This window comes from Streptomyces sp. NPDC033229 (assembly GCF_055576875.1).
This window is the reverse complement of sequence record NZ_JBVIQR010000002.1, coordinates 88,341-101,221: the sequence shown is the minus strand read 5'-3', so window position 1 is coordinate 101,221 and position 12,881 is coordinate 88,341. Positions and strand designations below refer to the sequence as shown.

General features: G+C 70.9%; 12 protein-coding genes. 9 read left to right on the top strand and 3 right to left on the bottom strand.

Annotated elements, in window-relative coordinates; genetic code table 11:
* The first annotated feature begins 236 nt into the window (after positions 1 to 236).
* The 6 genes from mmpB to ACZ53N_RS02325 all read left to right on the top strand — a co-directional run bounded on the left by mmpB (position 237) and on the right by ACZ53N_RS02325 (position 5,538).
* On the top strand, positions 237 to 365 hold the full coding sequence (gene mmpB / locus ACZ53N_RS02350) for a morphogenic membrane protein MmpB (protein ID WP_362220146.1): 129 nt from the start codon (positions 237 to 239) through the stop codon (positions 363 to 365).
* 131 nt (positions 366 to 496) lie between these two features.
* Positions 497 to 1,957 (top strand): peptidoglycan D,D-transpeptidase FtsI family protein, encoded by a 1,461-nt coding sequence (locus ACZ53N_RS02345; RefSeq protein ID WP_469139095.1) that lies wholly within the window; start codon positions 497 to 499, stop codon positions 1,955 to 1,957.
* A gap of 186 nt (positions 1,958 to 2,143) precedes the next feature.
* Positions 2,144 to 2,518, top strand: coding sequence for a hypothetical protein (locus ACZ53N_RS02340; RefSeq protein ID WP_469139094.1), 375 nt, complete (start codon positions 2,144 to 2,146; stop codon positions 2,516 to 2,518).
* A 202-nt stretch (positions 2,519 to 2,720) separates the two neighbouring features.
* Positions 2,721 to 3,329, top strand: coding sequence for a carbonic anhydrase (locus ACZ53N_RS02335; protein ID WP_469139093.1), 609 nt, complete (start codon positions 2,721 to 2,723; stop codon positions 3,327 to 3,329).
* A 66-nt stretch (positions 3,330 to 3,395) separates the two neighbouring features.
* The gene (locus ACZ53N_RS02330) at positions 3,396 to 4,889 is read left to right on the top strand and encodes a SulP family inorganic anion transporter (RefSeq protein WP_469139092.1); all 1,494 of its coding nucleotides are present in this window, start codon (positions 3,396 to 3,398) and stop codon (positions 4,887 to 4,889) included.
* A gap of 37 nt (positions 4,890 to 4,926) precedes the next feature.
* Positions 4,927 to 5,538, top strand: coding sequence for a Maf family protein (locus ACZ53N_RS02325; RefSeq protein ID WP_469139091.1), 612 nt, complete (start codon positions 4,927 to 4,929; stop codon positions 5,536 to 5,538).
* A 196-nt stretch (positions 5,539 to 5,734) separates the two neighbouring features.
* Here ACZ53N_RS02325 and ACZ53N_RS02320 read toward each other — a convergent pair whose 3' ends face one another.
* On the bottom strand, positions 5,735 to 6,025 hold the full coding sequence (locus tag ACZ53N_RS02320; RefSeq protein WP_469139090.1) for a hypothetical protein: 291 nt from the start codon (positions 6,023 to 6,025) through the stop codon (positions 5,735 to 5,737).
* A gap of 222 nt (positions 6,026 to 6,247) precedes the next feature.
* Here ACZ53N_RS02320 and ACZ53N_RS02315 point away from each other — a divergent pair, with 222 nt between their 5' ends.
* The 3 genes from ACZ53N_RS02315 to ACZ53N_RS02305 all read left to right on the top strand — a co-directional run bounded on the left by ACZ53N_RS02315 (position 6,248) and on the right by ACZ53N_RS02305 (position 10,199).
* Positions 6,248 to 7,033 (top strand): IclR family transcriptional regulator, encoded by a 786-nt coding sequence (locus ACZ53N_RS02315; RefSeq protein ID WP_469139089.1) that lies wholly within the window; start codon positions 6,248 to 6,250, stop codon positions 7,031 to 7,033.
* Between the two features lie 285 nt (positions 7,034 to 7,318).
* On the top strand, positions 7,319 to 9,073 hold the full coding sequence (locus ACZ53N_RS02310; protein WP_469139088.1) for an acetyl/propionyl/methylcrotonyl-CoA carboxylase subunit alpha: 1,755 nt from the start codon (positions 7,319 to 7,321) through the stop codon (positions 9,071 to 9,073).
* A 523-nt stretch (positions 9,074 to 9,596) separates the two neighbouring features.
* On the top strand, positions 9,597 to 10,199 hold the full coding sequence (locus ACZ53N_RS02305; RefSeq protein WP_469139087.1) for a TetR/AcrR family transcriptional regulator: 603 nt from the start codon (positions 9,597 to 9,599) through the stop codon (positions 10,197 to 10,199).
* A gap of 21 nt (positions 10,200 to 10,220) precedes the next feature.
* Here ACZ53N_RS02305 and ACZ53N_RS02300 read toward each other — a convergent pair whose 3' ends face one another.
* Positions 10,221 to 11,207: a DeoR/GlpR family DNA-binding transcription regulator gene (locus tag ACZ53N_RS02300; RefSeq protein ID WP_469139370.1), complete on the bottom strand. Its 987-nt coding sequence runs from the start codon at positions 11,205 to 11,207 to the stop codon at positions 10,221 to 10,223.
* A 196-nt stretch (positions 11,208 to 11,403) separates the two neighbouring features.
* Positions 11,404 to 12,852, bottom strand: coding sequence for an NAD(P)H-quinone dehydrogenase (locus ACZ53N_RS02295; protein ID WP_362220168.1), 1,449 nt, complete (start codon positions 12,850 to 12,852; stop codon positions 11,404 to 11,406).
* Positions 12,853 to 12,881 lie beyond the last annotated feature (29 nt).

Sequence of the window (12,881 nt, the reverse complement as noted above, 5' to 3'; positions counted from 1 at the left end):
GAAAGGGGCGTGCTGTTTTTTTTCCCCCCCCCCCCCCCTTTTCCCTCTCCCCCCCCCCCCCCCCCCCCCCCCCCCCCCCCCCCCCCCCCCCCCCCCCCCCCCGCGCCCGCAGGGCGCCCGTCGCCGCAGGCGGCACAACCGGCCCGCAGCCGAAGCGACCGCCGGCCAGGCGAGAGGCGCGCGCTTGAGTATGCGTACTCAGGCGCGCCACGCATTCCGGGCGGACCATGGAGAGCATGCTCTGGTCCGACCCGTCCGACGAACCGCCCGAGGAGCTGCGCGAGGCGCAGGCCATGCTCCGGAGGGCGGGCGTCGTGCTCGCGGTCGGCATGGTGATCCTCTTCTTCATGCTCGGCGTGGCCTGATCGCGGTCCGGCCGCGCACCGGACCGCAGCAGGGGCACAGCGGACACACAGGTGCATTACACCTGCAACCAAATCCTCCCCATTGGCATCACTACCAGTGATATGCCGCGAACCGGGGAGTGCGTCGAACCATGAACAGGCCCGTACGCCACATAGCGATATTCGTCGGGGTGCTGGTGTTCGCCCTGCTCGCCCAGGCCACCTGGGTGCAGTTCGCACGCAACGGCGAGCTCTCGAACCACGAGAAGAACCACCGGGTGACCATCGCCCGGTTCGCCCAGCCGCGCGGCAGCATCATCGTCGGCGGCCAGCCCGTCACCGGTTCCACGGCGACCGACGGCGACCTGAAGTACAAGCGCACGTTCAAGGACGGCGCGATGTACGCCCCCGTCACCGGCTATTCCTCGCAGGGCTACGGCAACACGTTCCTCGAAGGCGTCAACGACAAGCTGCTCAGCGGCAAGGACGACCGGCTCTTCTTCCAGCACACCAGCGACATGCTCACGGGCAAGAAGTCCCGCGGCGGCGATGTGGTGACGACCATCGACCCCAAGGCGCAGAAGGCCGCCTACGAGGGGCTCGGCAAGTACAAGGGCGCGGTCGTCGCGCTCGACCCGCGCACCGGCAAGATCCTCGCCCTGGCCTCGACCCCGTCCTACGACCCGTCGCTCATCGCCGGGCAGTCCGCCAAGGACAAGGCGGAGTGGAAGAAGCTCCAGGACGACAAGGACAAGCCGATGAACAACCGGGCGCTGCGCGAGCGGTTCCCCCCGGGCTCGACGTTCAAGATCCTCACCGCGGCGGCAGCGCTGGAGCACGGACTGGTCTCGGACATCGACGCCAAGGGCGACGCCCCGGCCCCGTACCAGCTGCCCGACAGCACCACCAAGATCGGCAACGACATCAAGTCCGCGCCCTGCGACAAGGCATCCCTCAAGACCGGTCTGCAGTGGTCCTGCAACAACGTCTTCCTCGACCTCGCGGCCAAGCTCGGCAAGGACAAGATGCGGGAGACGGCGGAGAAGTTCGGCTTCAACTCCGAGGTGTTCACCCCCGTGCGGGCCAGCGAGAGCCTCTACCCCAAGAAGCTCGACCGTCCGCAGACCGCGCTGACCGGCATGGGCCAGGGCAGCCTGGACAGCACGCCGCTGCAGATCGCGATGATGACCGCGGGCCTCGCCAACGACGGCAAGGTGATGAAGCCCTACATGGTCGAGGAGCTGCGCGGCCCCGATCTGTCCGTCCTGGAGAAGCACGAGCCCGAGGTCATGAACCAGGCCGTCTCCGCCGAGACCGCCAAGAAGGTGCAGGCGATGATGGAGAACACCGCCGAGAACGGCACCGGCAAGAAGGCGCTCATCGACGGCGTCACGGTCGGCGCGAAGACCGGCACCGCGCAGCACGGCGTGAACAACGAGAAGCTGCCGTACGCCTGGTTCGTCTCCTACGCCAAGCAGGGCGACGGCTCGCCGGTCGCCGTCGCGGTGTTCATCGATCCCGAGGGGTCGGGCATCGACCGCGAGGAGATCTCCGGTGGCGGGCTCGCGGGCCCCATCGCGAAGAAGGTCATGGAGTCCGTGCTCAAGAAGTAACCAGCCCTGCCGCAAAGGCCGTTCGACTGCCCGCCGAACACCCACCGAATGGCCGCCGAACACCACCGGCGGAAAATCGTACGATCCTCGGACTTAACTGAGAGGAAATCGCTCCGCCCCTGCCGCGACACCTCGTGTGACTAGAATCGATCTCCACAGTCACTCGTACGAGGGAGGGGAGATGTGATGCGCCACCGGTCCGCCGGCTTCGTCGGCACGCTCCTCGCCCTCGCCCTGTCGCTGTTGATGCTCGCCCAGTCGGCGCCATCCGGGGAACCCGCGATGACGCCGTCGTCGGCCTCCTACGCGGCACAGGCCGCCGAGACCGACCGCCTCCACACCGACGAACGCGGCGACGACGATCAGGTCCGTCGCAGCCGTGCCCCCAGCGGCACCATGTCGCAGCTCCGGCAGCGGCCCACGCCCACCGCGCCCTCCGGCAACTCGCCGGACGCCGCGCGCGTCGGATCGGGTGCGGGGCAACCCGATTGGCGGATGCCCGCGTCAGCTCGCGGATCCAGCCATCAACTCTCCACCGTGTTCCAGGTGTTCCGGCACTGAGCGTGCCCAGGCGCTGAGCGCGTTCCGGCACCGAGTGTGTTCCGGCACTGAGCACAGCGACTTCTTCGCCGAATTCTCGGCCGCACCGATCTCCCTCCGGTGCCTCACACCCATACCCGCATAAATCCATACGAGACGTACCGACAACGCAACGTCTTCGATGTCCGACCGACAACGACGACCTCCAGGAGGTCAGCCGTTCATGCAGTCCCTCATCGACCACGCCCGCGCCTTTTCGACCCGCGCGCCTCAAACCACCGGGGAACTCAGCAGCCTTGAGCTGGGCCAGGCCCCCGAAGCACTCTTCATCACCTGTTCCGATTCCCGTGTCGTGCCGACGCTCTTCACCGGAACCCGACCCGGAGACCTGTTCGAGCTGCGTACGGCGGGCAACATCGTCCCCGCATACAGCACCGAACACCCCTCCGGCGAAATGGCCACCATCGAGTACGCCGTTTCGGTCCTCGGCGTCCGCGACATCATCGTCTGCGGACACTCCCACTGCGGCGCCGTGGGCGCGCTGGTGCGCGACGAGGACCTGACCCGGCTGCCCGCGGTCCGCGGCTGGCTGGAGCGCGGGGCATCGGCCGAGCTGAAGGGAGCGGGCACCGACACCGACGGTCCCGACGTGGCCGAGCCCGTGCAGCGGCACGCACTCGCCCAGCTCGATCGGCTGCGCGCCTACCCCTGCGTGGCCGAGCGACTCACCCTGGGCGAACTCGGGTTGCACGCCTGGTACTACGAGGTCCACACCGGGGCCGTCCTCGCCCACCAGACCGCTGGCGACGAAGCCGGGTTCCTGCCCCTGTGAACCGCCGGCGGTGATCCGCGGCATCGGATCACCGCAGCTCGCCTTCCCCACCCACGTGAGGAATCCATGCATTCCAGATTTCGTCCCGCCACCCTGCGACGGGACTTCACCGCTTCACTCGTCGTCTTCCTCGTCGCCCTGCCGCTGTGCGTCGGCGTCGCCGTCGCCTCGGGGGTGCCCGCCGAACTCGGCCTGGTCACCGGCATCGTCGGCGGTCTCGTCGTCGGCCTGCTGCCCGGCAGCTCCCTCCAGGTCAGCGGCCCGGCGGCCGGGCTGACCGTCCTCGTCCACGAGGCCGTCCAGACCCACGGACTGGGCACCCTCGGAGTGATCGTCCTGGCCTCCGGCGCCATCCAACTCGCCCTCGGGTTCCTGGGGTTCGGGCGCTGGTTCCGCGCCATCTCCGTCGCCGTCGTCCAGGGGATGCTGGCCGGCATCGGGCTCGTCCTCATCCTCGGCCAGTCCTACGCGATGGCCGACCTCAAGGCCCCCAGCACCGGGCTGGACAAGATCGCAGGGCTCCCCGGACTCGTCGGCGACATCGCCGCCGACCGGGATGCCCTGGCCGCCTTCGCCCTGGGCGCCGGCACCATCGCCGTCCTGGTGCTCTGGAAGAAGCTGCCCGCGCGGATCTCCGGCATCGTGCCCGCCCCGCTGGTGGCGGTGGCACTCGCCACGGCCGCCACGGCCCTGTTCTCCCTGCCCGTCGCCAAGGTCGAGGTGCAGGGACTGCTGGAAGCCATCCAGCCGCCCGGCGTCAGCGCCTTCTTGGACCTGGGCGACGTGGCCCTGCTCGGCACGATCCTGGCGTTCACCCTCATCGCCTCCGCCGAAAGCCTGTTCAGCGCCGCGGCGGTGGACCGGATGCACGACGGACCGCGTACCGAGTACGACAAGGAGCTGATGGCCCAGGGCGCGGGCAACGCCGTCTGCGGGCTGCTCGGCGCGCTGCCGATGACCGCGGTCATCGTGCGCAGCGCGGCCAACGTCCAGGCGGGTGCCCGCACCAAGGCCTCGCGCGTCCTGCACGGCCTGTGGCTGCTGCTGTTCGCGGCACTGCTCCCGGCGGCGCTCGGCGTGATCCCGATCGCGGCCCTCGCGGGAGTGCTGGTGCACGCGGGCTGCAAGCTCGTCCCGGTCCGTGACCTGGTTCCGCTGTGGCGCGCGCACCGCGGCGAGGCCGTGGTGCTGGCGGTCACCGCCGTCGCCATCGTCACGACGAACATGTTCGAGGGCGTCCTTGCCGGTCTGCTGCTCGCGGTCGCCAAGACCGCCTGGGAGATCTCACACGTCCAGATGAACGTCAAGGACAACGAGGAAGGCGATACCGGCCCCGTCCACGTCCGGCTCACCGGCAACGCCACGTTCCTGCGGCTGCCGCACATGCTCGACACCCTCGAAGCGCTGCCGAAGGACCGGCCGATCGAACTCGACCTGTCCGGGCTGCGGCACCTCGACCACGCGTGCCTGACCGCCCTCACGAACTGGGCGGACCGGCACAACGAGGAGGGCACGGAACCGGTCCGGATGAGCGGGAAGGTGGCCGCGGCCGTCGGCTGAGCCACCGGCGGGCGGCGGACCTCTTAGGCTGGCCCGTATGAACGACAGCCCCGAGCGCCGCCGCCTCGTCCTCGCCTCCCAGTCCCCCGCCCGACTCGGCCTGCTGCGTCAGGCCGGGCTCGCGCCCGAGGTGATCGTCAGCGGTGTGGACGAGGACGCGATCACCGCGCCGACCCCCGCCGAGCTGGCGCGGGTGCTCGCCGAGGCGAAGGCCGCGGCCGTGGCCGCGCGGGCGGAGGCGGCCGGGGCGCTCGTCGTCGGCTGTGACTCGGTGCTGGAGCTGGACGGCGAGGCCCTCGGCAAGCCCCGCGACGCCGAGGACGCCACCGCCCGCTGGAAGTCGATGCGGGGCCGGTCCGGAGTGCTCCGGACCGGCCACTGCGTCATCGACACGGCCACCGGCCGCCAGGTCTCCGCCACCGCCTCGACGACGGTCCGCTTCGGCGAGCCGAGCGACACCGAGATCGCCGCGTACGTGGCCTCCGGCGAGCCCCTTCACGTGGCGGGGGCGTTCACCCTCGACGGCCGGTCCGCCCCCTTTGTCGAGGGCATCGACGGCGACCACGGCAATGTCATCGGCCTGTCGCTCCCCCTGCTCCGCAAGCAGCTCGCCGAGCTGGGCGTCGTGATCACCGACCTGTGGGTGTGACGAACCGCTCCACGGCGGGGCGCCCGTCGGCGCACCACCGCTGCGCGGCGGTGTCCTCAATCTCCCCCAGCTACCGCTGGGAGGTGCCCCCAGCGGGCTGATTTCAGCCCGTCCGGCGATTGAGGACGCGCCCGCAGGGCGCTCGCCGCCGCAGGCGGCAACGACGGGCCCGCAGCCGGGGACCCGCCGGACAGGCCTAGAGCGGCAGGATGCCGAAGATCGGGGTCAAGGCCCCGGTGACCTGATTGAGCTGCCCCAGCTCGTTCAGCTTCTCGAGCTGCTGCATCTTGCCGAGCTCGTCGGTGACGCCCGGGTAGACGCTGGTCTGCGGGTTGCCGTCCTTCGCCATGCCCGGCGGCGGGGTCACGACATCGCCCGCCGTCGCGTTCGGCGGGGGCACGGGCGTGGGCACGGCGGACGCGGAGGTGGCGGTCATCGTGAGAGCGGCGCCGGCCAGAACGGCGGCGGCTGCAATGCGCTTGATCATGACTTCACCAACGATGTCGTGTCATCTCGGTCACCGACGCTTCGGCCACCTGGGGGCTCCTTCCCGGAAACTCCCATGGCGCTCCGCGGAGCTGGTAGAGAAGGCGGAGCCGGGCGGGCCTCGGGGGCAGCCGTGCGAAGCTGGTGGGTCCGCCCGCCGAAGCCCGTAGCCGCGAAGACCCGCACCCACCGAAGATCCGACCTCCGAGGAGCCGTTTCCGTCATGCCGCAGTCCGTCGACCGCGCTCTGGACGTGCTGGACGCCGTCGCCGCGTCCGACGGGCCGGTGCCCGCCAAGGCGCTCGCCCGGCAGCTGGGCTGCGGTCTGTCGACGGTCTACGACCTGCTCGGCACCCTCACCGCGCGCGGCCATCTGGTCCGCGGCTCCGGCGGCTACACCCTCGGCTATCGCGTCCCCTCCCTGCACAGCGCCTTCCAGCGGCAGATGCGGATGGACGAGCGGGTGCACGAGCTGCTCGCCCGGGTCCGGCGGGCGGCCGGGGCGGACACGTACTTCAGCACGTACCGGGACGGGGACATCGCCGTCCTGGCCGGAGCGGCCGCCTCCCACCCGGCCACCGGGGGCTTCTCCGTCGGCCGTGATACCGACGGACACGCCACCGCCCATGGGAAGGTCCTGCTCGCCGCCCTCCCCCGGGCCGCCCGGCTGCGCTATCTCTCGGACTCCGGGATGCGGGCCATCACCCCCCGCACGATCACCACGCCGGAACGGCTGGATCTGGAGCTTCGACAGGTGCGCCGGAGCGGCTTCGCGGTGGAGGTGGAGGAATGCGCACCGGGCGTGGCCTGCATCGCGGTGCCCGTCCCGGGCGCGGGCGGCGGCCCGGCGCAGGCCGTATCGGCGGCGCTGCCACTGGCTGATTTTCATCGGCGCAGACACCAGGTGACCGAGGTGATGCGCCATGTCGCCGCAGAGGCCGGAAAGTTGGCCGACTCGGGGACGCTACTGGTGGGTAAACCAACCGTCGAGGGCCCCGGAACGGCCTGAGGCCCGCCCCAACGCCCCGGGCGAGAGAGCAAACTTTGTGTCACCCGTTCGTAGGGACTCCACAAAGAATCGGCACCGCCACTCCCGGGTGCTCATCGAGACCTTGACCACATCGTCACGCGCGCAGCACTCCAGGAAACGCGGCGTACCGTGGGGGATCTGGGAACTTCAACCCATAGGGCGCTTCCGTTTAACGCTCCGTGTGGGCAAGGTCACCCTGGAAGTCGGGTCGGCACAGAGTGTTGCCAGTACCTAAACTCACCTTGTTTCAAGGAGGGAGCCATCGTGCGCAAGGTGCTCATCGCCAACCGTGGCGAAATCGCTGTCCGCGTTGCTCGTGCGTGCCGGGATGCCGGGATCGCGAGCGTGGCGGTCTATGCCGACCCGGACCGTGACGCGTTGCATGTCCGCGCGGCCGACGAGGCCTACGCGCTGGGCGGTGACACCCCGGCGACGAGCTACCTCGACGTGGCCAAGGTGCTTGCCGCGGCAGCCGAATCGGGCGCGGACGCCATCCACCCCGGATACGGATTTCTGTCCGAGAACGCCGAATTCGCTCAGGCCGTCCTCGACGCCGGCCTGACCTGGATCGGCCCGCCCCCGCAGGCCATCCGCGACCTCGGTGACAAGGTGGCGGCCCGTCATATCGCGCAGCGGGCCGGTGCCCCGCTCGTCGCCGGCACCCCCGACCCGGTCTCCGGGGCGGACGAGGTCGTCGCGTTCGCCGAGGAACACGGCATGCCGATCGCCATCAAGGCCGCCTTCGGTGGTGGCGGTCGCGGCCTGAAGGTCGCCCGCACCCTCGAAGAAGTACCGGAGTTGTACGACTCCGCCGTCCGCGAGGCCGTCGCCGCCTTCGGCCGCGGCGAGTGCTTCGTGGAGCGCTACCTGGACCGGCCGCGTCACGTCGAGACGCAGTGCCTGGCCGACAAGCACGGCAACGTCGTGGTGGTCTCCACCCGCGACTGCTCGCTCCAGCGCCGCCACCAGAAGCTCGTGGAAGAGGCTCCGGCCCCCTTCCTCACCCCGGAGCAGAACGCGGAGCTCTACCGCGCCTCCAAGGCCATCCTGCGCGAGGCCCGCTACGAGGGCGCGGGCACGTGCGAGTTCCTCGTGGGTCAGGACGGCACGATCTCCTTCCTGGAGGTCAACACCCGGCTCCAGGTCGAGCACCCGGTCACCGAAGAGGTCACCGGCATCGACCTGGTCCGCGAGATGTTCCGGATCGCCGACGGCGAGGAGCTCGGCTACGACGACCCGCCGATGCGCGGTCACTCGTTCGAGTTCCGCATCAACGGCGAGGACCCGGGCCGGAACTTCCTTCCCGCCCCCGGCACGGTGACCCGCTTCGACCCGCCGTCGGGTCCGGGCGTGCGCCTGGACGCCGGCGTCGAGAGCGGCTCCGTCATCGGTCCGGCGTGGGACTCCCTCCTCGCCAAGCTCATCGTCACGGGCGCCACGCGTGAGCAGGCGCTCCAGCGCGCGGCACGGGCCCTGGGCGAGTTCACCGTCGAGGGCATGGCCACGGCGATCCCCTTCCACCAGGCGGTCGTCACCGACCCGGCGTTCACCGCGGACCCGTTCAAGGTCCACACCCGCTGGATCGAGACCGAGTTCGAGAACACCATCCCCGCCTTCACCGGCGCGGTGGCGGACGAGGACGAGGAGACCGCGGGCCGCGAGACCGTGGTCGTCGAGGTCGGCGGCAAGCGCCTGGAGGTCTCCCTGCCCTCCTCGCTCGGCATGACCATCGCCCGCACCGCCGCCGCGGGCGGCGCGAAGCCGAAGCGCCGCGCGGCCAAGAAGGCCGGCTCGGCGGCCTCCGGTGACGCGCTCGCGTCCCCGATGCAGGGCACGATCGTGAAGGTCGCGGTCGAAGAGGGGCAGGAAGTGGCCGCAGGCGATCTGATCGTGGTCCTGGAGGCCATGAAGATGGAGCAGCCGCTGAACGCGCACCGCGCGGGCACGGTCAAGGGCATCACCGCGGAGGTCGGCGCCTCGGTCTCCTCCGGCGCGGTCATCTGCGAGATCAAGGACTGACCCGCCTCAGCGCTGACCGCGGGCCCCGACCGGAACGATCCGGCCGGGGCCCGCGGTTTGGGCTGCGCACCTTCCAGCCCGTCCGGCGATTGAGGACACCACGGGCCCGCACGTGCCGGCCCGCCCGACGGTCGGGTTCCAGCCGGTCCGGCGCTTGAGGACACCACCGGCCCGCCACGTGCCGGCCCGCCCGACGGTCGAGAGTTGAAGCCCGTCCGGCGATTGAGGACAGCCCGAGCCGCGCATTCCAGCCCGTCCGGCGCTTGAGGACACCACCGAGCCGCAGGCTCACACCGGCCGCCGGCCGCGCTGCACGGCTCACGCCATCGCCGGGCCGCCGGGCACCGGCCACCGGCCACCGGCCACCGGCCACCGGCCACCGGCCACCGGCCACCGGCCACCGGCCACCGGCCACCGGCAGTAGCCCACACACCCGCCGGGAGGGCAACTGGCATCCTTGGACCCGCGAGGACCACGACCGTACGCGGCCATGTGAGCGCACCGAGCGGGAGGACGACGCAAAATGGCGACCGATACGGCGCAGACGTCACCACGACCCATGCGCGCGGACGCGCGGCGCAACTACGAGCGGCTGCTCGTCGAAGCCCGCACCGCCTTCACCCGGCACGGCACGGACGCCTCCCTCGAGGACATCGCCCGGCAGGCCGGCGTCGGCATCGGGACGCTCTACCGGCACTTCCCCAACCGCACGGCCCTGATGAGCGCGGTCTTCCAGAGCGAGGTCGACGCCCTCCTCACCCGCTCGCGGGAGCTGCTGGCGGCACCCGAGCCGTGCCGGGCGCTCGTGGACTGGCTGCGGGCCATCGTGGCCCACGCCAGCACCTACCGGGGGCTGTCGCGGGCCCTGATGGCCGCGCAGAGCGACGAGGCGTCCGCCCTGTCGCGGTGCAGCCTGCCGATGCGGGAGGCGGGCAGCACGCTGCTCGCCCGCGCTCAGCGGGCCGGGGCGGTCCGATCGGATGTGGACATCGTCGATCTGATGCAGCTGACGAACGCCATTTCCCTGGCGGTCGAACAGTCTCCGGACGATCCGGAGTTGGCCGACCGCCTGCTGATGTTGACGCTCACCGGTCTCAAGGCGCCCTCGGACCCCGGACGGGGCTGAGGGCGGCGGGCGGGGCCTGGGTCAGCGCCGCCGCGGTGCCAGGTCCGCCACCCGGGCCGTGGGCTGGTCGCCCATGCCGGACGCGCTGCGGAGCTGGGGCGCGCCCGGCGGGCCGCCCTGACCCGGTCCGGGGTTCTGGCCGGGCCCCAGCGGAATGCTGCGGCGCTGCCCCGGCAGGGGCGGCACGTCGCGCACCTCGCGGCGGCGGGAGGCCTGGGCCTCACCTCCGGCCACTCCGCCCGGTCCCGAGCCCGACCCCGCGCCGGGCCCGGCGACCGAGATGTGCACGCCTTGATCGGCGAGCGCCTGGAGCTCCGTCGCGGCACGGTCGTCGTGACCGGGCGGCTCGTCGGTCACGAGTCTGGTGATGACGTCCGTGGGCACCGTCTGGAACATGGTGTCGGTGCCCAGCTTCGTGTGGTCCGCGAGCACCACGACCTCCGCGGCGGCCTGCACCAGCGCCCGGTCCACGCTCGCGGAGAGCATGTTGGACGTGGAAAGGCCGCGCTCGGCGGTCAGTCCGCTCCCCGACAGGAACGCCCGGGTCACCCGCAGGCCCTGCAGGGACTGCTCGGCCCCGCTGCCCACCAGGGCGTAGTTGGACCCGCGCAGGGTGCCGCCGGTCATGACGACCTCGACCCGGTTGGCGTGCGCGAGCGCCTGCGCGACGAGCAGGGAGTTGGTGACCACGGTCAGACCCGGTACCCGCGCGAGCCGGCGGGCCAGCTCCTGCGTGGTCGTACCGGCGCCGACGACGACGGCCTCGCCCTCGTCGACGAAGCTCGCCGCGAGATCGGCGATAGCCGTCTTCTCGGCGGTCGCTAGATGGGATTTCTGCGGGAAGCCGGACTCCCTGGTGAAACCACCCGGCAGTACCGCACCGCCGTGCCGGCGGTCGAGCAGTCCTTCTGCCTCCAATGCCCGCACGTCGCGCCGCACGGTCACTTCGGAGGTCTGGACGACGCGGGCGAGCTCCCGGAGCGAAACCGCTCCGTTGGCGCGCACCATTTCGAGGATCAATTGACGACGTTCTGCAGCGAACACGAAACCGACAGTAACGCCAACGCGCATCCGTTTTCAGCAGGTTGCAGCAATTAACGGAAGTTGTCCGCTACGCAACCCGCCAAGTGATATAGGGGAACCGGAAGAAGAGGCCCCGCCTCCCCTCACATGGGGGCGGGAACCTCTCGCGCCGACCCTCGCCCTAGCCCTCCCGCTGCGTCTTGCGGGTGTGCAGCTGACGGGCCACCTCGGCGATCGAACCGGACAGCGACGGGTACACCGTGAACGCGTTCGCGATCTGTTCCACGGTCAGGTTGTTGTCGACCGCGATCGAAATGGGGTGAATCAGCTCGCTGGCCCGGGGCGAGACCACGACGCCGCCGACCACGATGCCCGTGCCGGGACGGCAGAACATCTTGACGAAACCGTCCCGGATGCCCTGCATCTTCGCCCGCGGATTGCGCAGCAGCGGCAGCTTCACCACCCGGGCGTCAATGCGGCCGGCGTCGACATCGGCCTGCGTATAGCCGACCGTGGCAATCTCCGGATCCGTAAATACGTTCGCGGATACAGCCTTGAGATTCAGCGGCGCGACCGCGTCGCCCAGGAAGTGGTACATGGCGATCCGGCCCTGCATGGCGGCGACCGACGCCAGTGCGAAGACCCCCGTGCAGTCGCCGGCCGCGTAGACGCCGGGCGCGCTGGTGCGCGAGACCTTGTCGGTCCAGACGTGCCCCGAGTCCTTGAGCCGGACGCCGGACTCCTCCAGGCCGATGCCGGCCGTATTGGGAATCGAGCCGACCGCCATCAGGCAGTGCGTACCGGTGATGACCCGGCCGTCCGCCAGCGTCACCTCGACCCGGTCGCCCACCCGTTTGGCGGACTGGGCCCGGGAGCGCGACATCACGTTCATGCCGCGGCGGCGGAAGACGTCCTCCAGCACGGCGGCCGCGTCCGGGTCCTCACCCGGCAGCACCCGGTCGCGCGAGGACACCAGGGTGACCTTCGAGCCGAGCGCCTGGTACGCGCCGGCGAACTCGGCACCGGTGACGCCCGAGCCGACCACGATCAGCTCTTCGGGCAGCTCCTCCAGGTCGTACACCTGGGTCCAGTTCAGGATCCGCTCGCCGTCCGGCAGCGCGTCCGGGATCTCCCGCGGGTGCGCGCCCGTGGCGATCAGCACCGCGTCCGCGACGAGCGTCTCCTCCGAGCCGTCGGCGGCCCGTACGACGACCTTGCGCGAGCCGTCCGGGGCCTGGTTGGGCTCCAGGCGGCCGCGGCCGCGCATGACCCGGCCACCGGCCCGCGTCACCGAGGCGGTGATGTCGTGCGACTGGGCCAGCGCCAGGCGCTTCACACGCCGGTTCACCTTGCCCAGGTCCACGCCCACCACGCGCGCCGCCTGCTCCAGGTGCGGCGTGTCGTCGGCGACGATGATCCCCAGCTCCTCGTAGGAGGAGTCGAAGGTCGTCATCACCTCAGCCGTCGCGATAAGAGTCTTCGAGGGCACGCAGTCGGTGAGCACCGACGCCCCGCCCAGACCGTCGCAGTCGACGACGGTCACCTCCGCGCCGAGCTGCGCGGCGACGAGCGCCGCCTCATAGCCGCCGGGTCCGCCACCGATGATCACGATCCGAGTCACGTATTCCATTGTCCCGCACCCATCAAAGCGAATCCTTC